Origin of the sequence: Bacillus cereus group sp. BfR-BA-01311 (assembly GCF_022664295.1) — a bacterium.
In the GTDB taxonomy this organism is placed as follows: Bacteria; Bacillota; Bacilli; order Bacillales; family Bacillaceae_G; genus Bacillus_A; species Bacillus_A cereus.
Genome location: NZ_JAKUHC010000010.1, coordinates 131,532 through 157,231, shown reverse-complemented (window position 1 = coordinate 157,231; position 25,700 = coordinate 131,532). Strand labels below are relative to the sequence as shown.

Genomic DNA, 25,700 nt, shown 5'->3' with positions numbered 1-25,700 from the left:
CTAGTATAATTGAAAATATATTAACGGTTTTTTGGATATATCAACGATTTTTCAAATATATCGATTGTTCCTTTCAATATATCAACGTTTCGACACAAGATATCGATTTACCAACAAATTCCGACATAACGAAACTGAAGAATACCCGCGTTTAACTTTACACATAAAAAAGACGACCGAAACCCAGTCGTCTTTTCCGATTTATTTCGGAGCATTTCCTACATATTGCGTAATATCAACATTTAATGCCTGCGCTAAACGCATACCGTATTCTTGATCTGCACGGAAGAAGTTACAAACAGCTAGTAATTTCGTGCGTTCATTTACGTCTTTTAAGTCATTTGTTAAGTTTGCAATTAAGTTGCCTTGCTCTTCTTTAGAGAATGAACGGTAACGCTCACCTGCTTGTTTGAAGTCATTTGGTTTGTCAATTTTTTCACGAGATACATAGCCTTCTACTTTCATAGTTGAATCGCGGTAAGCTGGGTCTTCAACTGGATTTTCAGCATGACGGCTCGGTTCGTAGTTGATTGTAGATGGGTTTTGATTTATTTGCATCGCACCATCACGTTGTTGGTTATGAACAGCTGCATATGGGCAGTTTACAGGAATTTGTAAGTAGTTTGCACCAAGGCGATAACGCTGTGTATCTGGATAAGAGAATAAACGACCTTGTAATAATTTATCTTCAGATGGTTCAATACCATTTACAGTTGCACTTGGAGAGAACGCCACTTGTTCTACTTCCGCAAAGAAGTTTTTCGGGTTACGATTTAACGTCATTGTCCCTACTTCCATTAACGGGAAACGATCTTCTGGCCAAACTTTCGTTGGATCTAACGGATCGAAATCTAAAGAATCCGTTTCTTCTAGTTGCATCACTTGTACGTGTAAATCCCACTTTGGATAATTCCCTTTTTCGATTGCATCGAATAAATCACGAGTTGCATGGTTAAAGTCTTTTCCTTGTACTTCTTGCACTTCTTTTGCATTTAAGTTACGTACACCTTGCTGTGGTTTCCAGTGATATTTAATATAAACAATTTTACCTTCTTCATTAATCCATTTAAATGAATGGACGCCGAAACCTTCCATTTCACGATAACTTGCTGGTGTACCGTAATCAGAAAATACCCATGTCATCATATGTGTAGATTCTGGACTTAACGTCATGAAATCCCAGTAACGATCTGGTGTTTGAATATTTGTATCAGGTGCTGGTTTTAAAGAATGCACCATATCAGGGAATTTAATTGCATCACGAATGAAGAAGACCGGTAAATGATTACCTACGATATCATAGTTTCCTTCTTCTGTATAAAATTTAACAGCGAACCCACGTGGATCACGTGCTGTTTCAGGAGAACCTTGACCATGAATAACCGTTGAAAAACGAACAAACACAGGTGTTTCAGTTCCTTCATTTTGTAAAAATGCAGCTTTCGTATATTGCTTCATACTATTTTTCGTTACGAATACACCGTGAGCACCTGCACCACGCGCATGCACAACACGTTCCGGGATACGTTCACGATCAAAGTGTGCAAGTTTTTCTACTAAATGATAGTCTTCTAATAATACTGGTCCACGACGACCAGCTGTACGAGAATTTTGGTTGTCTCCAACTGGAGCACCTTGGTTTGTTGTTAAGCGATTATTTGGATTCATCTAGGGGGATCCTCCTCTTTCTTTCATAGTAATTATTATTTATTTAAAATTATTATAAACTAATTATTATTCAAAACTATATCTTTGTCAACTATTTCCTTCACTTTCTTGGAAACAATTTCAGCCAAACAGTCGATAAATGCAGATTGCACATTCGGCATATTTGGTCTAAAATATTTGGCATTTAATTCATCCGTTACAACTTTACATTCATAATCGTTGTCATATAAAACTTCTAAATGCTCCGCTACAAAACCAACTGGGCAATATATGAAAGATTCGTACCCATGCTCTTCATATAAATCTTTCGTTAAATCTTGCACATCTGGACCAATCCACGGATCTGGAGTATTCCCAGCACTTTGCCAACCGATTGTATAGTTTTGAATATTTGCAGCTTCTGCAATTAAATCTGCCGTATGCTTTAGTTGTTCTACATAAGGGTCTCCTGCTGCAATAATTTTTTCTGGTAAACTATGCGCTGAAAAAATTACGACCGCTTTCTCTTTATCTTCAATTTTTGTAAATGTTTCTTTTATTTGATCTGCCCAATACGAAATAAACTTCGGTTCATCGTACCATTGTTCAATTGGTTCAATAACAGGACCACCGATTTCTTTTGAAAGACGAATAGCACGGTCATTATACGCTTTAATGCTAAATGTAGAATAATGCGGCGCTAATACGATACTAATCGTTTGCTCAATCCCATCACGCTTCATTTCTTCTACAGCATCTTCTATAAATGGAGCTATATGTTTTAAACCTAAGTAACAAGTAAATTCATACTCTGTAAATATATTATTCATTGAATCTGTTAATTTATGCGCCTGTTCTTTCGTAATTTTTGCAAGCGGCGAAATTCCACCAATCGCTTTATAGCGCTCAATTAAATCTTCAAGCGCTTCTTCTGATGGCTTACGCCCGTGACGGATATGTGTATAATACGCCTCTACATCGTCTAATGATTCTGGTGTTCCATACGCCATTACGAGTAAACCTATTTTTTTCTTTGTCATCTATATAACACCTCAATTTTATAAATGAGAATACTTTTCAGAACATTCGTTTCCAATTATAACAAGTAATAATAAATACGTCAAAATAATAATTCTAATTAAATATTATTTATAAGGTGATTTTGAATTTTATATGAAAATTTCTTTAATAAAAAGCGACTTACATAATTGTAAGTCGCTTTTCCCTTATTCCTTAATATTTACCCCATATTCTTTAAACCAAATGTGAATCTGTGCTAAATGAGCTAAAAGCTGTGGCCCAGTCATCAATTGACCAAACCATGGTGTTTGAAATGCACTGCCGCCAGACTGAATCAATCCGCTCAACTGCTCTTTATCAAACAGTTCGTGTAAAATTGAACCTTTATCCGTTAATAAACTTTGAAGCCATACTGTTACTGCTTTTGTATAGTGTGGATTATGCGTTTTCGGATAAGGACTCTTCTTTCTATATAAGATGTCATGTGGAAGTACACCTTCTAACGCTTTACGTAATAGACCTTTTTCGCGGTTTTTATACATTTTCATTTCCCAAGGAATATTCCACGCATATTCGACAAGACGATGATCTGCAAATGGAACACGTACTTCTAAGCTCGCCCCCATACTCATGCGGTCTTTTCTGTCTAATAATGTTGTCATAAACCATACCATATTTAAATAAAATAATTGGCGTCTTTTTGCTTCTAGCGGACTTTCCCCCTCTAAAATAGGAACTTCTTGAATCGACTCTTCATAGCGCCTTTGTACATATTGTTGTAAATTTAATTTATTTCTCCATTCTTTTTTTAGAAGTTGTTCACGTGCCTCTGTAGAACGCATCCACGGAAATGCACTCGATTGTAAATCATCTTCTCTATAAAACCACGGATATCCACCAAATATTTCATCTGCACATTCTCCAGATAAGCCAACGACAAAATCTTGTTTAATTTCTCGGCAAAACCATAATAATGACGAATCGATATCTGCCATACCAGGCAAATCACGAACGAGTACTGCTTCAGTTAAATACTCTGCTAATTTTTCATTCGAAATGACGCAGCGATGATGGGTTGTTTGAAATGTCTCAGTCATTAAATTAATAAACGGAGCATCTGAATTTGGCTGGAATGCATTCGCTTTAAAGTATTTGTCATTATCTTCGTAATCAATAGAATACGTGTGTAATTGCCCTTTTCCCGATCTCTCATATTCTTTCGCTGCAATAGCTGTAATAGCGCTCGAATCTACACCACCCGATAAAAAAGTACATAGTGGTACATCAGAAACAAGCTGTCTTGTAATAGCATCTTGTAATAAAAAGCGCGTTTTCTCTACTGTTTCTTCAAAAGAGTCTTCATGTTTTTTACTTTCTACATTCCAATATCTCCATATACATAAACCGTTCTTTGAAAATGTCATCGCATGACCTGGACGCAATTCTTTTATACCAGCATAAATACCGTGGCCAGGCGTTCTTGACGGTCCGAGCCCGAATATTTCTGATAATCCTTCTAACGTTACTTCCGCCTTCACATCTGGATGCGACAATATCGCTTTTAACTCCGAACCAAATAGTAAGCGTCCGCTATCATATTTATAAAAAAGTGGCTTTACACCTAATCGATCTCTCGCAATAAATACTTGTTCTTTCTGTTCGTCCCATACTGCAAACGCATATATACCGTTTAAATGATCGACACATTCTTCTTTCCATTCAATATAAGAAGCTAATAATACTTCTGTATCAGAATGACCTTTGAACGTATATCCTCTTCTTAATAATTCCTTTCGAATGTCTTCTGTGTTATAAAGTTCACCGTTATAGCAAATGGCGTAATTCGTTTCATCTTTTAAACAAGTCATCGGCTGTTTACCGCCCTCAGGATCCACAACGATTAACCGCTTATGCCCAAATGCGACATTTCCTTTAATCCAAACTTTATTATCATCCGGCCCCCGTTTCGCTAACGTCTCAGCCATCTTCGTAACGACATCTCTTTCTCCTTCTAATGAGCGTTTATAATCCACCCATCCTGTAATCCCGCACATATAAATCATCCTTCCATCTTATTTCTTTTCTTGAACGTGCAGTAATCCCCACCCTAAGAGTGCGGATTAAAAAAATGAAAAACTTGACGATAACCTACTATCCACATATGGAATAGCATTTTCACTCAGTAAAACGTGTTTTATTGTATGCCCACCTATGTCTATATGTGTCTAGTTATAAAGAATGCACGAACTGTCTATAACAGGAATAACTACTTTTCATAAAGGAGAAATCGTGTATGATACAACGTAAACATATTTTATATAATCAGCCCCGTGCTCATACAGTCGGTAATGTAGAATATATAAACAATGAGTGGGTATTCTTTGATGATGAAAATGATGAAGCGTTTTTATTAGAAGATATTGCCGAAGATGGGTTTGAAATTTTGTATAATAACAATTGGCTACCAGCCCGTTTCTATGAACAAGATGTATTACAAATCGCCAACGAGCAACACCATTTGCAAAACGGTGAAATGATACGTATTCGAAAAAAGTTACTTCTTAGCTATAATGAATGGCTGGAGGAATTACCTGACTCTGTCTTCACATTATTAACAGAATCATTGCAATCACTTCACTACTCTTTATATGATTGCATGTATTGTCATAATTATTTATCTTTCTTACCGCAAGAGGAGTCACGCGAAGGAGTAAATATTCTTTTGTTTGATAACGAAGAAATGATCTGTACACTGCAGCACCATTTCGTCCGTCACACTACGTCAAATAAAAATATGTTCCGTTTTACGAAAGTAAATGGAGAAGAGTTGCATATCGATGCGACATAAAGTGAAACTTTAATCAGTGGGGGAGCCCACTGATTATTAGCCTTCACCAATCTGATGTTTACGGGATAAAGTAAAAAACCACCTTATAATCTCCCAAGTCTTTGAGATTATAAGGTGGCTTTATTTTTTATTAGAATACTTTCCAGCCAATCGGTAATTTCAGCCCAAGGTAAAATACTGCTACTAGCGCAACAATAAATAAGCCCCAAACCGCCCCTGTTGGTTTGTTTTTGCTCATTTTCACAAGAACCATTTCCATTCCACCGATAACTAAAATACCAGCTAACATTTTCAAGCCATACCACATGTGCATGCTACCTGTTGCTGTCTTCACAATACTCATGTACAACATGAAGCCTGTCACAATAATAATGATATACATTAGGCGAAGCCCCATATGTACACCTTTCCCTTTTCTTCCTGCTGAATAAAGTGAATACGCAACGAAGAATAAAATTAAACCTAACGCCCATGCTGTAATATGCATATGTACCATCGTATCCCTTACCTCCTCTTTTCACACTTTTTCACTCTATATGATAACATGTTCATTTATTTTCAGGAAATGTTTCGCTTTTTTACATTTAAATGCTATAATATTTAGAGTATTTACAAACTTCTTGTAATAACAAAAGGGGGAACAATCATGATTCAAACTAAGGATATTATCGAACTTACAGACACATACGGAGCAAATAACTATCACCCACTTCCAATCGTTATTTCTAAAGCAGAAGGTGTTTGGGTAGAAGATCCTGAAGGAAACCGCTATATGGACTTATTAAGTGCATATTCTGCAGTAAACCAAGGTCATCGTCACCCGAAAATTATTAACGCTTTAATTGACCAAGCTAATCGTGTTACGTTAACTTCTCGTGCTTTCCATAGCGATCAATTAGGTCCTTGGTACGAAAAAGTTGCGAAACTAACTAATAAAGAAATGGTACTTCCAATGAATACAGGTGCTGAAGCTGTTGAAACTGCAATTAAAACAGTTCGTCGCTGGGCTTATGATGTGAAGAAAGTGGAAGCAAACCGTGCTGAAATCATCGTTTGTGAAGATAACTTCCACGGACGTACAATGGGTTCTGTTTCTATGTCTTCAAATGAAGAGTACAAGCGTGGATTCGGTCCAATGCTTCCTGGCATCGTTGTAATTCCTTACGGTGATTTAGAAGCATTAAAAGCCGCAATTACACCAAACACAGCAGCATTCATTTTAGAGCCAATTCAAGGTGAAGCAGGAATTAATATCCCACCAGCTGGTTACTTAAAAGAAGCTTTTGAAGTATGTAAAAAAGAAAACGTTTTATTTGTAGCAGATGAAATCCAAACTGGCTTAGGCCGTACTGGTAAAGTATTTGCTTGTGACTGGGACAATGTAACTCCTGACATGTACATACTTGGTAAAGCACTTGGCGGCGGTGTGTTCCCAATCTCTTGCGTAGCAGCAAACCGCGACATTTTAGGTGTATTTGAGCCAGGTTCTCACGGTTCTACATTCGGTGGTAATCCACTTGCATGTGCTGTTTCTATCGCGGCTCTTGAAGTGTTAGAAGAAGAAAAATTAACAGAGCGTTCTCTTCAATTAGGTGAAAAATTAGTTGGGCAATTAAAAGAGATTGATAACCCAATGATCACTGAAGTTCGTGGTAAAGGTTTATTCATCGGTATCGAATTAAACGAGCCAGCTCGTCCTTACTGTGAACAACTAAAAGCAGCTGGTCTATTATGTAAAGAAACACACGAAAATGTAATTCGTATCGCACCACCTCTAGTAATCTCTGAAGAAGATTTAGAGTGGGCATTCCAAAAAATTAAAGCTGTATTATCGTAATGATAGAGAGGTTGTCCGACATGTTGGGACAACCTCTTTCTTTTTATATTCATTTATATTAAGATGAAATTGTAATTTTCTGTATTTTAAAATCGTAAAGGAGGTGCGACATGCTATTAAGATATGGTAAACATATTAACTATTTAGCTACAGCTTTTATTTTAGTTACATTCTTTGGTTTCCTACTTTCCACAACATGGCTTCATTACTCAACTCCTACTACACTCACACTACTGAAAGCATCATTTTGGACTGCTGTTATTCTTACTATCATTGGTTTTGGACGAGAAAAAAGCGCACTTACGGTTATACTATTTGGCATTTGTACACTTGCATTCATTGGTCTTTACACTTTTGCCGTTATCGATTACCTCTATAACCCAAGGCCATAAAAAAAGAGCTATCTTTTAACAAGATAGCTCTTTTCTTTATTTCACTACATTTCGTAAAGTACCAATTCCTTCTACTGTAATGACCACTTCATCACCAGCATGTAAAAACTTCGGTGGTGTAAAACCTTTTCCGACACCAGCCGGCGTTCCTGTTGCGATAATATCGCCTGGTTCTAAAGTCATTCCTTTACTTATCGTTGAAATAATTTCTTCTATTGAAAAAATCATTTTATTTGTGTTAGAAGTTTGCCTTACTTCTCCATTTACTACCGTTTCAATGTGTAATGCATTCGGCGCATTAACCACCGATTTATGAATTAAATACGGTCCCATCGGACAAAATGTATCGAAGCTTTTCCCAAGGAAAAACTGTTTATGTTTTCTTTGAATGTCTCGAGCTGTTACATCATTGATAATCGTATAACCAAAAACATGCTCAAGCGCTTTTTCTTTTTTTATTTGCTTCCCTCGCTTACCAATAATGATAGCTAATTCTCCTTCATAATCTAGTTCGTCCGTTGCATGAGGGTGACCATTAATTTGCTCATTTATGCCAATAACTGTTGTTGGCGCTTTCGTAAAGATCATTATATTTTCTGGAATAGACTCTACTCCGCCCATTTCTACCGCATGCTCACGATAGTTTTTTCCAACGCACAAAATATTCTTTCTTGGCCTTGGAATCGGCGCTAATATTTTCACCTCTGTTAACGGATAATACGCCGCTTCCCCGTTCTCTTTTGCCCAATTTACAATTTCACATACTTTCTCAAAGCATTCAGTCCCTCTTTCAATACACTCTAACATTGTAATAGGGATTGTAACCTTTTCCCCTTTTTGTCTTTGCGCTTCTCTTAAGTGTAATACCTTTTCTTCTTCTTCATCTACAATACCTACAAATACCTTTTCTTCTTTCTTCGCCGTTACAAAACGCAATATTTCCACTCTCCATCCTAAAACTCATACCCTTTAATTGTATTCGCATCCGCAAGAAAAAAACCTTCTCATGCACGCTAATTTTTACAATATTCTTCTCATCCCTTATTCGTTACCCCTTTATCATTTGGCATAAAATGTAGAAATTTTACTTTTTTTAGCGAATGCATTTCTTTTTTATGAAGTTTTTGTATAATATGTACTACATATATACTAAAAATTTCATTTAGAGATGGAGCCGATTTCAATGTTTGAGCAAGCGATTGAAAAAAAACGTGAAAAAATGATTTATTTTGCTGAACGCTATGGAATGACTTCTCAAAAAACAGTGGATTGTAGCCAAGAACTGGACAGGCTCTTAAATGTAATTTGTCATGTACATACGGATTTACACCCTAATCAAACGTTCAAAACACACACGCAATAATGCGTGTGTTTCTTTTATTTCAAAAAAATACACATTTTATTGGAAACGCCCATACAATAGTAGAAAAGAAAATTTTAAAAACGAAGGGTGTTTTGTATGCCAGCTATGGTCGGACATATTCGTATCGTCAATATTGGATCAAGTGGTATTTTTCATATTGGAGATGTATTTGCGATTAGGCCTATTAGTTACTCACGTGCTTTCGCCGGGGCCGGCTCTTTCAACGTTGGAGATAATGTTTCTGTCTACAATTATCAAAGTGCAACGACTGTCAACGATTCAGATGTAATCGATCAAGCGATAATTGGCTCAACTTAAAGGAGGCAATTGCATTGAATTTTTATGTAAACCAAAGTATCATCATCAACAGTATTAAAATTGATAGCATTACAACCTCTTCTGTGTTCCAAATTGGTACTGCCGGAAGTATTAAAGCCCTATCTAAATTTTCAAATACGGGCGGATTTACGGAACCGCTTCGCCCATTACAGGCAAAAGGACAAATTATTTCTATCAAACCATCAACTAGTTCTTCTTAAGACATCCTTGTCATAAATATATAGCAGGAATATTTTTACCCTCCCTATTGAAAAGGAGGTTTCACAAATGAATCAAGATATATATACTTACTTACACCAACTTCAACAAGCTCTTCAAACACAACAAGCAGCCATCCTAAATTTAGAAGATCAAGTGCGCCAACTCCAAGAAGAGCTTAACGAATTAAAAAATCGCCCCTCCTCTTCTGTAGGAAAAGTGGAATACAAATTCGATCAATTAAAAGTCGAAAATTTAAATGGTACTTTAAATATTGGTTTAAACCCATTTTCAGCAAAAGGACAACAAATTGAAGATTTTCAAGTGGATACAGAAACATTGAAGGTAAACCCTGAAACCGAAACAAACCCAGACTTTTATCAAGGTATCCTCCAAGAAATGCATCGATACTTAGATGAAGAAGCATATAATCGTATTCTCCATTTTGAACAAGAAGAGAGAACACCGCTTGATGAAATGTATCGACAAATGATGGTGGATGACATAAAAAAACAGATGGAGCATCGACTCCCTTATTATTTATCACAAGCGCAATCATATGAAGGTATTTCAACAGATCCAGATTATTTACGAGATATCATTATTCAGGCAATGAAACAAGATATTGACAAAGCCTTTCTCTCCTTTATTCAGCACATACCGGGAAATTTCCGAAAGGAGTAAGTATGTATGAACCTTAACGTTGTAAACCGTGAGTTAAAAGTCGGACAGATTAAAATGAACGGTGTATCGTCGTCCGCACTCTTTTTAATTGGAGATGCAAATCTCCTCATTCTATCTTCTATTCTCGATACACCATTTGAAACAGTTACAGAGGGTCCATTTGTACCATTAGTAACAGATGTCCCTCCTACTCCAGGTTAAGGAGACTGAAAAATTATGTTGCATCATGTGTCTATTGTCCAAAATGTTTCTATTGTTTCGTTAGGGATTGCTGCCGTATTTCAAGTTGGAGATGCCAATCAAATGGAATTAAAAAGTAGAGCTATTGCCGTCCACCGTGAAATTCCTTGTTATATACGGGGAGAAGGTAGCTTTGATGCTTTTGAAATCTTTACAGATGAACACATTACAATTCCAAAACGAACGACAGATGTAAAATTAAATATTGTAAATGAATGCCCTTTTATTGAAGTGAATAACGTTGAATTGCGGACACTTTTAAATTCTGGTTGCTTTCAAATTGGAAATGTTGATTATGGTTTTAATAACTCTCGTATTATACAAATCCGCCAATATATTACGGATGAACCTTCAGCACAATAATTCATATAGTAATTAAAAAGCTTAGTAAAGTAGGTGGATGGTATGCCTTCGGTTGTAGGAAATCTCGTCGTGCAAAACAGTAACGGCTCTTTCAACTTAGGAGATTTTTATAACGTATCTCCGAAAGAAAACACGAAAGCCTATAACGGATCTGGAGCTTCCAATGTTGGGTTTGTCGTGAATACGTTTAACGGTGTTAGTGCAACGAATACATTTGATTCTGATGTGGCAGATCAAGATCAGATTGGAACAGCGTAAAAAAAGTAGGAGATATTCTCCTACTTTTTTCTTTTATCTAATTCAAAATTATTAAAATGAAATTTTAATAAGCAAGAGCTTTACAGTCCACAAATAGTGGTATAAACAAGTAAGTAGTGAAGAGGCACTATTTCATTTTATTTAAATGATAACCCACTCTCCTCCAAAGCCTTCCTAAGCTTCGGCAAAGACGCAGGTCCCATACCATGCAGTTTTAAAATTTCTTTTTCACTATATTTTGAGAGTTCTTCTACAGTTTGAATTCCACGGTGCTCTAATGCCCTTCTTGCTGGCGCTGAAAGAAGAGAGAGAAAACCTTCTTTTGGTTTTCTCTCTTTCTCACAGACTGGGCAAGTTGGACAATCGCTACTTTTATAGTACTCGTGTCCCTGTTCACAAGTTCTTAACGTTTTTTCCGTTACCATTTACAAGCCCCTCTATTCTTCAATATTTACAACGTGATTCCCATCAAAGAAGTATAAACATTTCTCTTTTACAGGATGTTGTAAGCTTTTCTCCAGTGCTTTTGCATATAACGAAAGCTGCACTTTATATCGATCTTCTAAAATTGGTTTCGCTTGTTCGAATCCGCCTGGGAATTTCCCTTCAATCGTATCTGTTTTAAAGTCGATTAACGTAATGCCATCTTCCTCTTCAATCATGCAGTCGATAACCCCTTGGACAAGAATCGTTTCTTCACTCTTCCCTTGCCAATCTTGATATGCTTCTTCTGCTGCAAGCATCATCGTAAATGGTACTTCACGCTCAACACTTTTCGCCGCTAATACCCTTTTACCTAAGTCACTGTCAAAGAATGAAATTACTTTTTCAATCGCTATTTCTTCCGCCTGCTCGAATGTTAATAATTCCTTATTTACCATTCCAGCAATTTGCTCTTGAAGAACTTCAACCGTAATCGGCTTCTTCAAATCAACATGCTGCATAACGGCATGGACTGCTGTTCCGCGCTCTGCGTACGTTAACCCTTTTTTCTCCATAAAGCGCGGGCGTGTTTTAATTGGTGCACGTAGTTTTTTAATAAAGGCGTTATCGCTACCTTCTTCAGATTGATAATTTCTCTTTATTTCTGTAACAGATTGCTTCGCACGATGAGATGTCGCATCCTCATATCCGTACTTCCACATTAATCTGTCGTACACTTCTTCTTTCCGTTCACTTTGCAGGGGAACAGCCTTTTTCTCACGAAGCGCTTCTAACAATTCTTGTTTCTCTTCTTGAACTGGCTCTGGTGCAAGTAGTGTGTTACCGTCCACAACTTCTACTTTCCAGCTAGTGTCATATCCGTAAATTTCATCCGGAATGCTTCCTTGTCCTAATTCAAGAAGCATTTCACTATCACGGTGTCTATATAATGAAGGTGCAATCCAGTCTAAATAACAAGACGCTCCGGCACGTATGTGATCTGGTAATAACCATTCACTATGTTCCCTCGCATCAAGCCATTTTTCCATTTCCTTATTTGCATCCTTAACTGTTCCGATTAAAATTAACTTCTCTTTCGCACGCGTCAATGCTACGTATAGTACGCGCATTTCTTCCGCAATTAATTCCATTTTCATTTTACGCTTAATCGCAAGCTGTGATAATGTTGTATATTTAATTCGTTTACGCGGATCGATAAATTGCGAACCGAAACCGAAATCTTTATGCAATAAGAAACGTTTCATTAAGTCTTGTGTATTAAAACGACGACCAAGTCCAGCTACAAATACGACCGGGAACTCTAGCCCTTTACTTTTATGAATCGTCATAATGCGAACAACGTCTTCTTGTTCACCGAGGGCCCTCGCCGTACCCATATCATCACCGCGTTCTAAAATACGTTCAATAAAACGTAAGAAGCGGAATAATCCTCTAAATGATGTTGCTTCATATTGTCTTGCGCGGTCATATAGTACGCGTAAGTTTGCCTGCCTTTGCTTTCCAGCTGGTAAACCGCCAACGAAGTCGTAATAACCTGTCTCACCGTACACTTTCCAAATTAAATCAGAAAGTGATTGTTGACGGGCGAATTCACGCCATCCTTGCAGTAAGTTATAAAACCACTCTAATTTATCATGAAGTTCTTGCTCCTCTTCAAGCGGTGCCCCTTTTAAGAATGAGCTCATTACTTCATAAAACGAGCCTTTCTTTCCATGAGCACGAAGCGTTGCAAGTTCTTCATCGCTCAATCCAACGATTGGGGAACGAAGTACAGCGGCAAGCGGAATATCTTGCATCGGATTATCAATAACGCGGAATACGTTCATCATAATATTTACTTCCGTCGCTTCAAAATAACCAGTCGCGAGGTCAGCGTATACTGGAATTCCTTGTAATTTTAACTCTTCCATAATTTGCGGGGCCCACGGCATGGAGCGAAGTAAAATAACGAAATCGCGATATTGCACCGGACGCATACTATCATTTTTACGGTCATACACTTCATAACCGGAATCAACCATCGCTTTAATGCGCTGCGCCATAAGGCGAGCTTCAAGCTGTGCTTTTTCGACTTCTGCACCTTCTTCACCGTCTATTACTTCTTCTTCCGTTTGCTGAATACATAATAATTCTGCTGCTACATCTTCACCTTCTGGATAGGTAGCACCTAGCTTTAGTTCAGCGTCAGCATCGTAGTCAATTTCCCCAACTTCTTCGCCCATAATTTGTTTAAAAATAAAGTTCGTACCTGCTAGTACTTCATGACGACTACGGAAGTTTTTCGCTAAGTCAATCTTCATTCCGCCGCCCAATCCTTCTTGTGTGAAGCGTTTATATTTTCCTAGGAATAGTCCTGGCTCGGCTAGTCGGAAACGATAAATCGACTGCTTTACGTCACCAACCATGAACAAGTTTCCTTCACTCTCAGAATCTTTCGTTACGAATTTAATAATGGATTCCTGTACAAAGTTCGTGTCTTGATATTCATCGACTAATACTTCAGCAAATTTATTACGATATTGGAGTGCCACTGCTGACGGATTCATTTCACCATTTTCACTTTGTTCACTTAAAATTTGTAAACAGAAATGCTCTAAATCTGTGAAATCGACCATTCCTTTATCTCGCTTCATCGCTTGGAAACGCTCTGTAAATACTTTTACAAGTTGAACAAGCTTTTCTAATACTGGGTGCATATCTTGAAAATCTCGTAAGAAACTTTCAGGTTTGCGGCTAAATAACTCTTCTTGTAATTTCTTCACTTCATCTTTCGCTTTATTACGAAGAGAGTCTACTTGTTTTACAACATCTTCATTGTAATCACTTTTCTTAATACGCTTTAACGTTTGCCACGATACGTTTTGCATCGCTTCATACACACTTGTCCACGACTCACGAGCAGCTGATGATAGCGTTCCAAGTAATGCTACATCTGCTTGCAGGGTTTCAATGCGAGGCGCTGGACCGTCAGGAAGCATTGCGAGTTCAGTTGCCTTACGAATATGCTGTTCCGCTGTTTCAAGCTGGAATTTCACATCTTCTAATAAATAAGAAGCATATACTAAATCTTCAATTGTCTTTCCTTCTACGTCATATGCTTCTACTAATTTATCAAGCCATTTTTCCGGATTTGGATGCGCTCTTGATTCTGTATGAAGCGCTAAAATCATACGTTGTAAGTCATCATCACTACGGTCACTCGTATAACGATCAACAAGTTCAAAGAAGATTGTATTATCTTCGATTCCGTACTCTTCTTCTAATATGTCATCTAGCACTTCTTCTTTTAACAATTCATTTTCTGTTTGATTCGCAATACGGAAACGAGGATCAACATCAAGCATGTAGTAATATCCTCTAATTACTTGTAAACAGAATGAGTGAATTGTTGAAATGGAAGCTTTATTTAATAGGCTCAGCTGCTTTCTTACGTGTTGAGAGCCTGGTTCATCAATTAATACCTTTTCTAACGCTTCCCCGATTCGGTTTTTCATCTCTTGCGCTGCTGCATTCGTAAATGTTACAACGAGCAGGCGGTCGACATCGACTGGATTCTCTTCATTAATAATCTTTTTAATAATACGTTCAACTAATACTGCTGTTTTACCTGATCCAGCTGCAGCAGCAACTAAAATATCACGTCCGTTAGCTACAACAGCTTTCCACTGGTCATCTGTCCATTGACTACCTTCTGGTTTTTTAGGCCAATTTTCTATCATTCTCCGCCAACCTCCTCTCTTATTTTCTCCATCGCTTCGCTATCTTTCATATCTTTTAACGATCGGAACTGATTATCTTCCAGTGACTCATCAAACTGACAAACAGATTTGAAGTTACAGAACGTACATGCCGCTTTATTCCCCATTTTATAAGGAGCAATATCGATAACACCTTCTGTAATGTCTTTCCCGATGTTTTCAAACGTATGGTGTACGTATTTTTGCAGTACGTTAAACTCTTGCTCACTTGCAATACTTGAACGCGCACTAAAGCTACCGTCTTTTTTCAGACCAGCAGAAATAATATCTGAGCTTCCGGTTGAAAGTTTGTTATCCATTAAACGAACAACGTCAGCATCTCCTAATACGAGTCCTTTCATTTTAAATTTCTTTAAAATTTCTTTTTCAATTTCAGCTTCCGTTGCGTCACCTTTCATCTCAACGATTGGGTTATGAATATGGAAATACAATACACCAGCTGGTGATGCTGCGTGGCCTTTTTTCATCCACGTCTGTGCATTCGAAGTAACAACATCTAAATACGTTAACATTTGAAGTGCTAATCCGTAATACACTTCCGTTAAATCTAACGCTTTTGAACTTGATTTATAATCAATAATACGTAAGAACGTCCCGTTTTCATCTTCTGCCTTATCAACACGGTCAATACGGCCGACTACTTCCATCTTTACACCATTTGGTAATGAGAATTCCATCGGCGGAAGTGACCCTGTACCTCCCATACCGAACGGCACCTCTAAATCAACTGGTACGAATCCGCTTGACTTCGCATGTTCACGAAGAATGATTGACGTACGGAAAATGATTTGTTGTAGTTTTTGTTTTAAATAGAAATGACGGTTTGAACTTAATAAAATTTGTCGTTGTAATAACGGCGCAATTTCTTCTATTACTAAAACAGAAAGATGCTCACACTCTTTTATGGATAAATCCGCCCAAGTGCGGTTTTCACGCAATAACTTGTCCGCAATTTTCTTTAATGCCGCATGGAATAATTCGCCGATGTCTGGCGCATCAAGCTTGAAAATATCACGCTCTCTAAGCGATAAACCGTGCTGCGCAAAATGAGCGTATGCACAACGATTAAATAGTTCCATACGAGAGACGCTTCCTTTAATTATATCTCCGTATAAATCTCTACTTACTGCTGTACTTAGTTTCTTCGCACGATTTCGATAGAATAAACTTGATAAGACGCGGCTACTTTTTTGTTTCCATTCATCTGAAGTTACGTAGAAATTATATACGTCCCACCAAAAGTCTAAATTCCCTTCAAATCCGTATCGCTTCCACGTTTGTAGTTGCTGCATAACGTAAGATAACGTTACTTCTGGCGTTGCTACATATGAAATTTGTTCTGAACGTGATAAATCATTTACGTCATTCGTAATAAATGAATCTTTCACATTAGGGAACATTCTTTTTATTTTCTTAATAAAGCTAGACGCAAGTAACGTCTTTCCTTCTTCATCTGCAAGCGGGCATGAAATGTATAACTTCTCAGATGCTCTCGTTACCATTTGATACATAACGAACTGTTCTTCTAACAAAGTTTGTCTCGTCGTTGGCGCTAATTCAATCCCTGCCGCACCAAGAACTTCTCTTTCCTCATCAGAAAGCATACCTTCATCCATAGGTGCTGCTGGAATAACACCCTCATTTACACCTATAATAAACGTTGCTTTCACGTTAGATAACCTGGAGTGATCAATATTAGCAATTAACACTTGGTCTAATGACGGCGGAATGTTAGCAAATTGAAGCGCCTCAAGACCAGTCGACATAACGTCCGTAAACATAGAAAGAGACATTTTCTCTTCACCAAGCATCTCTACAAACGTATCAAGAAGGCTCATTACTTCTTCCCATACTTGTTCATGATCTGTCGCAAATAAGAAATCTCCACTTTCTTCTGCACGTATACGTAATTCTTCTAGTTTTTTCGGAACATCCAGTTCTTCTAAAAACAAGTAAACTGCTTCACACATTTGCATAACTGTTCCTGCACGCTTTAACCTTTTTTGCATGCGAATAACAGGTGTTCTTACAACGTCACGTAGCCTATTTATTTTCTCTTCCATTTCACGTTCACTGTCTGTAATCATCCCGTTCGTATCATCAAGAGAACGATAACGGCGATACATCCATGGATCTTCAGCAGTCCATCTCTTTCCTTGTACACCGTACGCTAAACAGTAATTTTCAAATTCATCCATTTCTTCACGCATCGCTTCTTTTCTTACGTCTAATGGATATAAAAGCTCTGTTTTCACGCAGCGAAACACCGCATCATAACGCCAATTCCCACTAATAATCTCGAGTGCAGAACGAATACATTCTACCAATGGGTGGTGTGACATTGGGCGCTTTTCATCGATGAAGTGCGGGATATTGTAATCTGTAAATAACGTTCGCATCACATCGTAATAACTTTCCCCATTACGAAGAAGCACTGCAATATCTCGGTAACGGTATTTTTCATCCGCAACAAGTTTACGAATTTCACGAGCAACACCTTCTACCTCCGCTCGTAAATTCGCAGCTGTACTAATCGTTACACTCGCTTCACCGTTAAATTTTTCATTCGGACGCGCTTCATAATGAGCTTCTAAATGCGCTAATGCCGGAGAATGAAAACGCGGCTGTTCCATAAGTGGAATTGTTTTTTCAATTTCTATTTTCTCTTCACGCGCTACTTGTTTTATTTTTTCATACGTTAACGTCGTTTCATAAAATAAATCGAGTTCATTTACTGGCTGCGCTAACGTTTTTTCATCTATCGTTAACGTGATCGTAACTCTCGCTCCGCAAATCATAAGCTGTCTTACAATCTCTAACTCTTGCGGGGAGAATGAATGAAATCCGTCTATATAAATTTCCGCACCATTTACATATTCAGACTGCGGAAGCTTTTCCACTAGCAATTGCAGGTAGTCTTCTGAATCTAAATATTTTCCAATTAAAGCACGTTCAAAATCATCGTATAACAGCTGTAAATCATACACTTTATTCGCTAGTAACTTTTGTTCGGCACTGCTACTATGCGCATCTAATTGTTGCCACATTTCATATACGTTAGATGGCGTTACATTGTAACGTTTAAACTCTGCAATCATACTACCAAGATGTTCAAAGAAACCGTTTTGCTCCGCTGCTTTTTGGAACACCGATAATCCATCTTTACGAGACTCTACAATTTTACGGAGTAACATATGTACACCAGCTTCATCAATATGAAGACGACTCGCTCCGCCAACTTCTTGCAGTACCTTCCACGCTAATCGTGAAAAACTAAAAACTTGTGCCCGAATAGAACCTCTTACATCCTCACTTCCAATTAACGCCTGCTGCGTCTGGAATGTCATCTGTTCTGGCACAAGATATAATATTGTTTTCCCTCTCGGGCGTTGTTTTAACTCTTCTTGCACTTCGCGTAAACAAAGTGTACTTTTTCCACTTCCCGCTCTACCAATCACAAATCGAAGTGACATGTAACCCCACCTTTCACTTACATAACGAACGTTAGTTTGCTACTATAATTGTATTATAGGACACGAAAAAAGACAAACGGAGTAGTTTGCCTTTTCTATACTTCTACCTATTATATCAACCTTTTGAAAAATTCGTTTGCACCTCTTGAATTGGCCAATATCGTAAATCAACTTTACCGACAACTGTATCAGCTTTTACAAAACCAAAATGTCTACTATCCCAGCTCCCGAGGCGGTTATCACCTACTACAAAAATATATCCAGGTGGCACCGTTTTTTCCTTCGTTAACTCTTCTAGCGTAAAGTCACCTGTTAGTTGTCGTCCATTTATCTCTTTCTTATATTTCTCTAGATAAGGTTCATCCACGAATTGTCCGTTTATATATAGTTTATCATGCTTATATTCAATATGATCCCCAGGTAAACCGATAATTCGTTTTACGTAGTCCTCTTTTTTGTTCGCATGAAATACAACAACATCAAACCTATTCAAGTCCCCCACTTGATAACTCACCTTATTTACAACGAGCATATTACCATCTTGCAATGTCGGCATCATTGACTTCCCCTCTACAACATACGTTGAAAAGAAAAACGTTCGAAAAAATACAGCTAATAATACACCAATTAAAATTGTTCGTATCCACTCCATGCCTTCTTTTTTCAAAGTTTTCTTCATCTGCTTCTCCCCTTATCCTTTAATACTGAAGCTTTCCTTTACAAAGAAGACTATTCTTAATGTAGTTCTAACTTTACTTCGATTTTCTTACCGACATACCATAAAATAAAAATACCAATCGCTACAATAACTGATTTCACCGGATTATGAATAAATGACATTAAATCATGACCGATATACGTTAAAATAAAAATCATCACAAGTTTTCCGAATGCTAACGCTAGACCAAACTGTTTTACACTAATTCGGGATAAACCAGCGACAACATTTATGAGCGCTGACGGTGTAAACGGAAAACAAAATATAACAAAAATCGGTGCGAATCCTTTCCTTTCAATCCACCCCATTGCTTTTCGTACTCTCTCATGCTTATTTACAAACGAAAAGAAACGACTGCGACCAAAATGGCGGATGATGAAAAAGACAAGTAATGCACCCATTACTGATCCAAGCCATGAATAAAGAAAACCGAGCCAAAAGCCAAATGCAACAGCATTCGCCAGTACAAATACGATAAGCGGTAATGCTGGAATCAACGCCTCTATCATCGGTAAACCAATACCAAGAAGTGGTCCGAACGCTTTATAACTCTCAACAATATGATCCATATTTTCTGGTGAAAAATACTCTTTGATTGTCTGAAAATCCATTCTACACTTTACCCCTTTACTCTAAATACTATCCCTACTGTATCATTGCTTATATGAAAGAGGAAATGGTAGATACGACATATGGAGATGTATTTATTAAAGTTTCCATATCTTTCATAAGAATTCCTTCATTATTTAGCTATGATAATCTATCAATATTCGACAGGACGTGTCATTCGTTTTGTTATTTAGATTGTTTTTTTGATTTTTTCGGTAAATGAAATTACAATGGTGATTTTCTAAATATAACAATTACAACTCGGTTTTTCTAATATATCGCCTTACCTACAAAGACTGATAAAGTAAAACTTTAATCAGTGGGGATTTTGTTGATCCCCCGCTTAACTTCTTTGCTTTCGCTGAATTTTGAGGCGGGGGTCTTACTGCCCACAAATAACAGGATAAACAAAAAAGAATGGGGATTCCCCCATCCTTTCACACTTCGCCTTCCTTCACAAAATACACACTCTCATAAGCGGGTCTTAATGTTGATTCCTCTTTTTTATCAACCTCTTTAAAACAAGGATTCCCTTGTTTTTTCCTACGATCTTCATATTCAGTACGTAATTTCGCTGTACGATTTTGTTGATTTTCAAAACTAGTTTTTGATATCTCTAATTTCACAGCAAAGCCATTTATAAATCTAATAATAAGATTTCCATCTTTTAATTCTTTATTACTTTCAATATAAAAATGAGACAACCAAGCACACTCTTTTCTAGAGTAAGAATAGGTAGGGAAAAAATAAAGTTGATCTGCTGGACTAATCGCAATCGGTGCTTTATGTGTAATATGAGTTAACTCTTTCGTTCCTTCTTTTCTGCCTAAGAAACTAGAGCCATGCTTGCGGCAACTTCTTTCTATAATATCTAGAGGTTTTTGAAATACGAAAAAAGAATCATTCATTTCAACGACTCGCGTAACAATTTTCTTTTCACTTAGAATAACAGGAAGTAAGGCCATCGTATTTTTCGTTACAACATAATTTTCGACATAGCGTTCCACTTTACTTTCCATACTCCATTATCTCCTTTTTTCCATTTATATTAGCAGCTGCATATATAATTTTAGCATCTATGAAAAAGAAATAGCTTACAAGTTCCGCTTTTTTACATTTTTTTATCATTTATCAAACATTTGTTAAATAATAAAATCACTATATAGTGATTATTTAATTTTAAAGTTATAAAAACAGCATTTATACTACCTATAAATATTTATTATCCCTTCCTATTTTCACATCATGAAAACAATTAACTTTGCTATAATTAAAATGTAAATCCAATATATGGAGGGCCACTATGGAGGAAAAAGAGATCCAACCATCGATTCAAATGAAAAATAGTAGCGTCATTATCGTGAAAAACTCAGCTAGTATTATATTCGGTTTATTTTTCATTCTGCTATTCTTTGCTAAACCGTTTCGTAAATCAAAATGTCCAGAATGTAAAAAACGTGAGAAGAAAAAATCAGGACAAGAACAATAAAAGGCCTTCCTTTATGGAATGCCTTTTTACATTTGTAGCATCATTTTATTTATTCTTCTCCCTAAAAAACAACTATATTTTCTCCCAAGGTTCCCTACATCTTTTTTGATTTGTAATATGGTCCTTATATAAAACATGAGAAAGAGTATTGGTACTTGTTACCCGCTTTTAATTTTTATTAAACACTTCAAATTTGTACATCTTTATCCATCACTAACAATTCGTTAATTAGTTAACTTTGTAATATAAGTTTTGTATATAATGTCATTCAAAAACACAATATATATAAGTAGCTATTTATAATTACATTGCTTTTTATCGAATTCCAAAAAGGAGCTGTATACTATGGACAAAGAAAATCTCTTAAGCCAGCAGGTTAATAGCATCCCCTCAGATGCTCTGAATACCCCTAGTAAGGAACAAGAACAACTGTTAGAAACATCGTCTCAAAACGTACAAAATTCCAACAACAACACTAACAAAAAAGATGTTACTCAAGGTCTATCTGGAAAAGATTTCCCCATTTCAACAGAGAATACAAATTTATAGTTATTTACTATCATACGCAGTAAATGCTCTTGCTGAACTAATTCCTCTATAGAAACTAATACGCATTCCAGATAATTTTTCACCCGTTGTAACATAGAAAAAGAGATTTAGATATAAAAACAGGCTCTGAAAAAACTTTCCCCACAACAAAAAAAAGGATGGCATTAGCCATCCTTTTTTCCATCATCAACTATAAAATTATAGTTTGATTACGTTTTTAGCTTGAGGTCCACGGTTACCTTCTTCGATTTCGAAGCTAACTTTTTGGCCTTCTTCTAGAGATTTGAAACCTTCAGTTTCGATTGCAGAGAAGTGTACGAATACGTCGTTTTCGCCTGGAACTTCGATGAAACCGAAGCCTTTTTCGTTGTTAAACCATTTTACTTGTCCTGTTACTGCCATAATTATTTCCTCCTAAGAAAATACAAATTTAATTTTTTTAGTCTTCCTGTCTAAAAAAAGAATCCACACATTATCAAATACGAAACATAAACTAGTTCTCACATACTTTTTCTCGTTCGTTTTCAGCACTTGATAACATATGGATTGCTTAATTTAACTATTCAACTGACATCATCATAGCACATTAAAATAAAATGTACAATCTTTTTCGAAAATAGAATTTCTAATTTTTAGTATTTCTTATAAAATATAATTATCTCTATTCCAAATAAGGAGGAGTTTATGACCAATAAAATTCCTAGAAAAACATTAAAAAGAATTGAAGAGGATATTGAAAATAATAATCTTGGAAAAGCAAGAGATAGATTGCATGGCCTCATCTTTACATACCCAAATGAATTACATCTTCGAAAGCAACTCGGAGATATTTATTATAAATTACAATATCCGGAAATGGCTGGACGTTACTGGTATCTAGAGGAGCATAAAACAGACATTATGCATGAATCATGTTTATTATTTGAAAAATCAATGGGAAATAGTCCTCATCATATTGCACGTGCTTTAAAGTTTAAAGGCGATTCTAACCATATAAAAGGTTTGTATAAAGATCAATCTTTATCTTCAGTGCAGAAGAAAGTAGCAGAGGAGTTAATTTATGAGTATAAAGAAACATGGCAAGATAAGCTAGTTCCTTTTGGCTGTCTAGCATTGCTTGCTTTCCTTCTCTTTTCTGCCGTTATTGGTCTATTCACTATTTGGAATTGGATTTTTTAATTACAGGGGGAATTTTCACATGTCAAACTACGCTAAAGAAGAAAGACTAACAGGGGGAAACGTCTCAAGCGTATATCGTTCTGAAAATACTGTTCGGCGAGAGTTAAAGCCAGGCAGTGAAAAGATTCATAAGCTATTGCAACATTTAGAAAACAAAGGATTTCATTATGCTCCAAAGTTTTTAGGTGTAGATGAAAAGGATAGAGAGATTTTATCCTTTATTGAAGGAGAAGCTGGCAATTATCCTTTAAAAGAATATATGCGATCTAATGATGTATTAAAAGAAATAGCAAAGATGCTCCGCCTTTACCATGATGCTGTAAGTGATTTTCCGTTATTAGATGATTGGAAACCGATGGATCATACTCCAAATAACATTGAGGTTTTATGTCACAATGATTTTGCCATATATAACATTATTTTTAATAATGAGAAGCCAGTAGGGATTATTGATTTCGATGTTGCTGCTCCTGGTCCAAGACTATGGGATATCGCTTATACACTCTATACTTGTGTGCCTTTAAGTAGAGTGTATTATACAGAATCCGGTAAAGCCGTTCATTATGACTCATCGCAACATGCAGATCGCATTAAAGAGAGGATGAATTTGTTCGTTCAGTCCTATGATAAAAATATGGATGAAGATTACTTAAGAATGGTGTCGCTTCGATTAGAAGGGTTATGTACATATATGAAACGAAAAGCGCAAGAAGGCGACTTGAATTTCCAAAGAATGATTGATGAAGGACATTTAGAGCATTATGAAAAAGATATGAAGTTTATTCGTGATCATGGAGCTGAGTGGATTTGATCATATTGTCTTTTTTGTCGGTAAGTCGATATCCTTTGTCGAATCGTCGATATATTTGAAAAATCGTTGATATATTTTAAGTTATGATAGATATATCGAAAAAATCGTCGATATATTTTTATTTACTCTCGAATCGTGCGAAAAATAATAAGGGGCACCTTTCAAAAAGGTGCCCCTTCCTTTTATTTCGTAAACTGTGCTTCTTCCGTAGACCCTTTTAACGCTGTCGTTGATGAAGTTCCGCCTGTAATCACTTGTGCTACTTCATCAAAGTAACCTGTTCCTACTTCGCGTTGATGACGTGTTGCAGAGTAGCCATGTTTTTCAGCTGCGAATTCTGCTTGTTGTAGTTCAGAGTATGCTGCCATGCCGCGCTCTTTATAGCCACGTGCTAGTTCAAACATACCGTAATTTAATGAATGGAATCCAGCAAGTGTTACGAATTGGAACTTGTAACCGTAAGATGCGATTTCCTTTTGGAAGCTTGCAATTGTTTTTTCATCTAGTTTTTGTTTCCAGTTGAATGAAGGTGAGCAGTTATATGCAAGTAGCTTCCCTGGATGCTCCTTATGAATTGCGTCCGCAAATCGTTTTGCATCTTCTAAATTTGGTTCTGACGTTTCACACCAAACGAGATCTGCGTACGGTGCATACGCTAAACCGCGCGCAATTGCTTGATCAAGACCTGCATTCGTACGGTAAAACCCTTCTGGTGTTCTTTCTCCTGTAATAAATGCTTTATCAACAGGATCGATATCGCTCGTAATTAAATCAGCTGCATCCGCATCTGTTCTTGCAACGATAATTGTCGGCACTCCCATTACATCTGCTGCAAGGCGTGCAGAAATTAAATTGCGTACTGCTGTTTGCGTTGGTAGTAGTACTTTTCCACCTAAATGGCCACATTTTTTCTCTGAAGATAATTGATCTTCAAAATGCACACCTGATGCACCTGCTTCAATCATACCTTTCATCAGTTCGAATACATTTAATTGCCCACCAAATCCAGCTTCTGCATCTGCTACAATCGGTACGAAATAGTCTGTATCATCGCTTCCTTCCATATGCTGAATTTGATCCGCACGTTGAAGCGTTTGATTAATTCGTTTTACTACAGCAGGTACGCTGTTCGCTGGATATAAACTTTGGTCTGGATACATATGTCCAGAAAGGTTTGCATCAGCTGCTACTTGCCAACCACTTAAGTAAATCGCTTTTAACCCAGCTTTTACTTGTTGCATCGCTTGGTTTCCTGTTAATGCGCCAAGTGCGTTAATATAGTCTTCTGTATGAAGCGATGTCCAAAGCTTCTCAGCGCCGCGACGCGCTAACGTGTGTTCAATATCAATTGACCCGCGCAGGCGAATTACATCTTCTGCCGAATATGGACGTGTGATCCCTTTCCAACGCTCATCTAATTCCCAGCTTTCTTGTAACTTCTCGATTCTTTCGTTTTTCATTTGTTCCATCCCCTTTTCATT

Annotated in this window: 27 protein-coding genes; 14 read left to right on the top strand and 13 right to left on the bottom strand. The window is 37.0% G+C overall.

Going from position 1 to position 25,700, the window contains the following annotated elements:
- Positions 1–201: 201 nt before the first annotated feature.
- The 3 genes from katB to asnB all read right to left on the bottom strand — a co-directional run bounded on the left by katB (position 202) and on the right by asnB (position 4,721).
- Complete coding sequence (gene katB / locus MR136_RS21380) at positions 202–1,668, bottom strand: catalase KatB (RefSeq protein WP_017673056.1); 1,467 nt, start codon at positions 1,666–1,668, stop codon at positions 202–204.
- A gap of 59 nt (positions 1,669–1,727) precedes the next feature.
- A complete protein-coding gene (gene hemH, locus MR136_RS21375) occupies positions 1,728–2,687 on the bottom strand; it encodes a ferrochelatase (protein ID WP_098583297.1) in 960 nt (319 codons plus the stop codon).
- 186 nt (positions 2,688–2,873) lie between these two features.
- Positions 2,874–4,721: an asparagine synthase (glutamine-hydrolyzing) gene (gene asnB / locus MR136_RS21370; protein WP_242259588.1), complete on the bottom strand. Its 1,848-nt coding sequence runs from the start codon at positions 4,719–4,721 to the stop codon at positions 2,874–2,876.
- Between the two features lie 239 nt (positions 4,722–4,960).
- Between asnB and MR136_RS21365 the strand changes: the two genes are divergently transcribed.
- Positions 4,961–5,515, top strand: coding sequence for a DUF2777 domain-containing protein (locus MR136_RS21365; protein ID WP_000616046.1), 555 nt, complete (start codon positions 4,961–4,963; stop codon positions 5,513–5,515).
- Between the two features lie 130 nt (positions 5,516–5,645).
- Here MR136_RS21365 and MR136_RS21360 read toward each other — a convergent pair whose 3' ends face one another.
- The gene (locus MR136_RS21360; protein WP_000233494.1) at positions 5,646–6,011 is read right to left on the bottom strand and encodes a YisL family protein; all 366 of its coding nucleotides are present in this window, start codon (positions 6,009–6,011) and stop codon (positions 5,646–5,648) included.
- A 150-nt stretch (positions 6,012–6,161) separates the two neighbouring features.
- Here MR136_RS21360 and rocD point away from each other — a divergent pair, with 150 nt between their 5' ends.
- Positions 6,162–7,352, top strand: a complete 1,191-nt coding sequence (gene rocD / locus MR136_RS21355; RefSeq protein ID WP_000616658.1) for an ornithine aminotransferase — start codon at positions 6,162–6,164, stop codon at positions 7,350–7,352.
- Positions 7,353–7,462: 110 nt separating this feature from the next.
- Positions 7,463–7,744, top strand: a complete 282-nt coding sequence (locus MR136_RS21350; RefSeq protein WP_000926857.1) for a hypothetical protein — start codon at positions 7,463–7,465, stop codon at positions 7,742–7,744.
- A gap of 36 nt (positions 7,745–7,780) precedes the next feature.
- Here MR136_RS21350 and MR136_RS21345 read toward each other — a convergent pair whose 3' ends face one another.
- Entirely contained in the window at positions 7,781–8,680 is a 900-nt protein-coding gene (locus tag MR136_RS21345) for a fumarylacetoacetate hydrolase family protein (RefSeq protein WP_001213071.1), read from the bottom strand.
- Between the two features lie 247 nt (positions 8,681–8,927).
- On the opposite strand from MR136_RS21345, the gene MR136_RS21340 reads away from it, so the two are divergent.
- The 7 genes from MR136_RS21340 (at position 8,928) to gerPF (ending at position 11,189) form a co-directional block, all read left to right on the top strand.
- Positions 8,928–9,107, top strand: a complete 180-nt coding sequence (locus MR136_RS21340) for an aspartyl-phosphate phosphatase Spo0E family protein (protein ID WP_000462841.1) — start codon at positions 8,928–8,930, stop codon at positions 9,105–9,107.
- A 96-nt stretch (positions 9,108–9,203) separates the two neighbouring features.
- Positions 9,204–9,425 carry a spore germination protein GerPA gene (gene gerPA, locus MR136_RS21335; protein ID WP_001111187.1) on the top strand — a complete coding sequence of 74 codons (222 nt, stop codon included), beginning with the start codon at positions 9,204–9,206 and terminating at the stop codon, positions 9,423–9,425.
- Positions 9,426–9,439: 14 nt separating this feature from the next.
- Positions 9,440–9,646, top strand: coding sequence for a spore germination protein GerPB (gerPB, locus tag MR136_RS21330; protein WP_001012508.1), 207 nt, complete (start codon positions 9,440–9,442; stop codon positions 9,644–9,646).
- A gap of 67 nt (positions 9,647–9,713) precedes the next feature.
- On the top strand, positions 9,714–10,328 hold the full coding sequence (gerPC, locus tag MR136_RS21325; protein WP_001070760.1) for a spore germination protein GerPC: 615 nt from the start codon (positions 9,714–9,716) through the stop codon (positions 10,326–10,328).
- Between the two features lie 6 nt (positions 10,329–10,334).
- Complete coding sequence (gene gerPD, locus MR136_RS21320; RefSeq protein WP_001052807.1) at positions 10,335–10,529, top strand: spore germination protein GerPD; 195 nt, start codon at positions 10,335–10,337, stop codon at positions 10,527–10,529.
- Between the two features lie 15 nt (positions 10,530–10,544).
- Complete coding sequence (locus MR136_RS21315; RefSeq protein ID WP_000902331.1) at positions 10,545–10,931, top strand: spore germination protein GerPE; 387 nt, start codon at positions 10,545–10,547, stop codon at positions 10,929–10,931.
- Positions 10,932–10,973: 42 nt separating this feature from the next.
- Positions 10,974–11,189, top strand: coding sequence for a spore germination protein GerPF (gerPF, locus tag MR136_RS21310; protein WP_001141566.1), 216 nt, complete (start codon positions 10,974–10,976; stop codon positions 11,187–11,189).
- A 137-nt stretch (positions 11,190–11,326) separates the two neighbouring features.
- Here gerPF and MR136_RS21305 read toward each other — a convergent pair whose 3' ends face one another.
- The 6 genes from MR136_RS21305 to MR136_RS21280 form a co-directional block, all read right to left on the bottom strand.
- Positions 11,327–11,614 (bottom strand): RNA polymerase alpha subunit C-terminal domain-containing protein, encoded by a 288-nt coding sequence (locus tag MR136_RS21305; RefSeq protein ID WP_000255728.1) that lies wholly within the window; start codon positions 11,612–11,614, stop codon positions 11,327–11,329.
- Positions 11,615–11,626: 12 nt separating this feature from the next.
- On the bottom strand, positions 11,627–15,352 hold the full coding sequence (addA, locus tag MR136_RS21300) for a helicase-exonuclease AddAB subunit AddA (protein ID WP_000572298.1): 3,726 nt from the start codon (positions 15,350–15,352) through the stop codon (positions 11,627–11,629).
- Positions 15,349–18,864 carry a helicase-exonuclease AddAB subunit AddB gene (gene addB, locus MR136_RS21295; RefSeq protein ID WP_017673053.1) on the bottom strand — a complete coding sequence of 1,172 codons (3,516 nt, stop codon included), beginning with the start codon at positions 18,862–18,864 and terminating at the stop codon, positions 15,349–15,351. The genes addA and addB overlap by 4 nt, the downstream gene beginning before the upstream one ends.
- 115 nt (positions 18,865–18,979) lie before the next feature.
- Positions 18,980–19,543, bottom strand: coding sequence for a signal peptidase I (gene lepB / locus MR136_RS21290; protein ID WP_000751918.1), 564 nt, complete (start codon positions 19,541–19,543; stop codon positions 18,980–18,982).
- Between the two features lie 56 nt (positions 19,544–19,599).
- Complete coding sequence (locus MR136_RS21285) at positions 19,600–20,193, bottom strand: TVP38/TMEM64 family protein (RefSeq protein WP_000347517.1); 594 nt, start codon at positions 20,191–20,193, stop codon at positions 19,600–19,602.
- Between the two features lie 435 nt (positions 20,194–20,628).
- Positions 20,629–21,210 (bottom strand): competence protein ComK, encoded by a 582-nt coding sequence (locus MR136_RS21280; RefSeq protein WP_000444443.1) that lies wholly within the window; start codon positions 21,208–21,210, stop codon positions 20,629–20,631.
- A gap of 284 nt (positions 21,211–21,494) precedes the next feature.
- Between MR136_RS21280 and MR136_RS21275 the strand changes: the two genes are divergently transcribed.
- Together MR136_RS21275 and MR136_RS21270 are read left to right on the top strand one after the other, a co-directional pair.
- On the top strand, positions 21,495–21,680 hold the full coding sequence (locus MR136_RS21275) for a hypothetical protein (protein WP_000391373.1): 186 nt from the start codon (positions 21,495–21,497) through the stop codon (positions 21,678–21,680).
- 345 nt (positions 21,681–22,025) lie between these two features.
- Positions 22,026–22,229 (top strand): hypothetical protein, encoded by a 204-nt coding sequence (locus MR136_RS21270; RefSeq protein WP_000356916.1) that lies wholly within the window; start codon positions 22,026–22,028, stop codon positions 22,227–22,229.
- Positions 22,230–22,427: 198 nt separating this feature from the next.
- Here the strand turns inward: MR136_RS21270 and cspA are convergent, their stop codons facing one another.
- Positions 22,428–22,631 (bottom strand): RNA chaperone/antiterminator CspA, encoded by a 204-nt coding sequence (gene cspA, locus MR136_RS21265; protein WP_000301522.1) that lies wholly within the window; start codon positions 22,629–22,631, stop codon positions 22,428–22,430.
- 282 nt (positions 22,632–22,913) lie between these two features.
- Between cspA and MR136_RS21260 the strand changes: the two genes are divergently transcribed.
- Complete coding sequence (locus MR136_RS21260; protein WP_000182393.1) at positions 22,914–23,408, top strand: DUF6584 family protein; 495 nt, start codon at positions 22,914–22,916, stop codon at positions 23,406–23,408.
- 19 nt (positions 23,409–23,427) lie between these two features.
- Positions 23,428–24,219 (top strand): phosphotransferase, encoded by a 792-nt coding sequence (locus MR136_RS21255; protein ID WP_000073795.1) that lies wholly within the window; start codon positions 23,428–23,430, stop codon positions 24,217–24,219.
- 182 nt (positions 24,220–24,401) lie between these two features.
- On the opposite strand, the gene aceA is transcribed toward MR136_RS21255, so the two are convergent.
- Positions 24,402–25,679, bottom strand: a complete 1,278-nt coding sequence (gene aceA / locus MR136_RS21250; protein WP_000787346.1) for an isocitrate lyase — start codon at positions 25,677–25,679, stop codon at positions 24,402–24,404.
- Positions 25,680–25,700: the final 21 nt, after the last annotated feature.

Excerpts from the sequence above, each read along its gene's own strand:
- katB (WP_017673056.1), bottom strand. The coding sequence starts at position 1,668 with ATGAATCCAAATAATCGCTTAACAACAAACCAAGGTGCTCCAGTTGGA.
- hemH (WP_098583297.1), bottom strand. The coding sequence starts at position 2,687 with ATGACAAAGAAAAAAATAGGTTTACTCGTAATGGCGTATGGAACACCA.
- asnB (WP_242259588.1), bottom strand. The coding sequence starts at position 4,721 with ATGTGCGGGATTACAGGATGGGTGGATTATAAACGCTCATTAGAAGGA.
- MR136_RS21365 (WP_000616046.1), top strand. The coding sequence starts at position 4,961 with ATGATACAACGTAAACATATTTTATATAATCAGCCCCGTGCTCATACA.
- MR136_RS21360 (WP_000233494.1), bottom strand. The coding sequence starts at position 6,011 with ATGGTACATATGCATATTACAGCATGGGCGTTAGGTTTAATTTTATTC.
- rocD (WP_000616658.1), top strand. The coding sequence starts at position 6,162 with ATGATTCAAACTAAGGATATTATCGAACTTACAGACACATACGGAGCA.
- MR136_RS21350 (WP_000926857.1), top strand. The coding sequence starts at position 7,463 with ATGCTATTAAGATATGGTAAACATATTAACTATTTAGCTACAGCTTTT.
- MR136_RS21340 (WP_000462841.1), top strand. The coding sequence starts at position 8,928 with ATGTTTGAGCAAGCGATTGAAAAAAAACGTGAAAAAATGATTTATTTT.
- gerPA (WP_001111187.1), top strand. The coding sequence starts at position 9,204 with ATGCCAGCTATGGTCGGACATATTCGTATCGTCAATATTGGATCAAGT.
- gerPC (WP_001070760.1), top strand. The coding sequence starts at position 9,714 with ATGAATCAAGATATATATACTTACTTACACCAACTTCAACAAGCTCTT.
- gerPD (WP_001052807.1), top strand. The coding sequence starts at position 10,335 with ATGAACCTTAACGTTGTAAACCGTGAGTTAAAAGTCGGACAGATTAAA.
- MR136_RS21315 (WP_000902331.1), top strand. The coding sequence starts at position 10,545 with ATGTTGCATCATGTGTCTATTGTCCAAAATGTTTCTATTGTTTCGTTA.
- gerPF (WP_001141566.1), top strand. The coding sequence starts at position 10,974 with ATGCCTTCGGTTGTAGGAAATCTCGTCGTGCAAAACAGTAACGGCTCT.
- MR136_RS21305 (WP_000255728.1), bottom strand. The coding sequence starts at position 11,614 with ATGGTAACGGAAAAAACGTTAAGAACTTGTGAACAGGGACACGAGTAC.
- addA (WP_000572298.1), bottom strand. The coding sequence starts at position 15,352 with ATGATAGAAAATTGGCCTAAAAAACCAGAAGGTAGTCAATGGACAGAT.
- addB (WP_017673053.1), bottom strand. The coding sequence starts at position 18,864 with ATGTCACTTCGATTTGTGATTGGTAGAGCGGGAAGTGGAAAAAGTACA.
- lepB (WP_000751918.1), bottom strand. The coding sequence starts at position 19,543 with ATGAAGAAAACTTTGAAAAAAGAAGGCATGGAGTGGATACGAACAATT.
- MR136_RS21285 (WP_000347517.1), bottom strand. The coding sequence starts at position 20,193 with ATGGATTTTCAGACAATCAAAGAGTATTTTTCACCAGAAAATATGGAT.
- MR136_RS21280 (WP_000444443.1), bottom strand. The coding sequence starts at position 21,210 with ATGGAAAGTAAAGTGGAACGCTATGTCGAAAATTATGTTGTAACGAAA.
- MR136_RS21275 (WP_000391373.1), top strand. The coding sequence starts at position 21,495 with ATGGAGGAAAAAGAGATCCAACCATCGATTCAAATGAAAAATAGTAGC.
- MR136_RS21270 (WP_000356916.1), top strand. The coding sequence starts at position 22,026 with ATGGACAAAGAAAATCTCTTAAGCCAGCAGGTTAATAGCATCCCCTCA.
- cspA (WP_000301522.1), bottom strand. The coding sequence starts at position 22,631 with ATGGCAGTAACAGGACAAGTAAAATGGTTTAACAACGAAAAAGGCTTC.
- MR136_RS21260 (WP_000182393.1), top strand. The coding sequence starts at position 22,914 with ATGACCAATAAAATTCCTAGAAAAACATTAAAAAGAATTGAAGAGGAT.
- MR136_RS21255 (WP_000073795.1), top strand. The coding sequence starts at position 23,428 with ATGTCAAACTACGCTAAAGAAGAAAGACTAACAGGGGGAAACGTCTCA.
- aceA (WP_000787346.1), bottom strand. The coding sequence starts at position 25,679 with ATGAAAAACGAAAGAATCGAGAAGTTACAAGAAAGCTGGGAATTAGAT.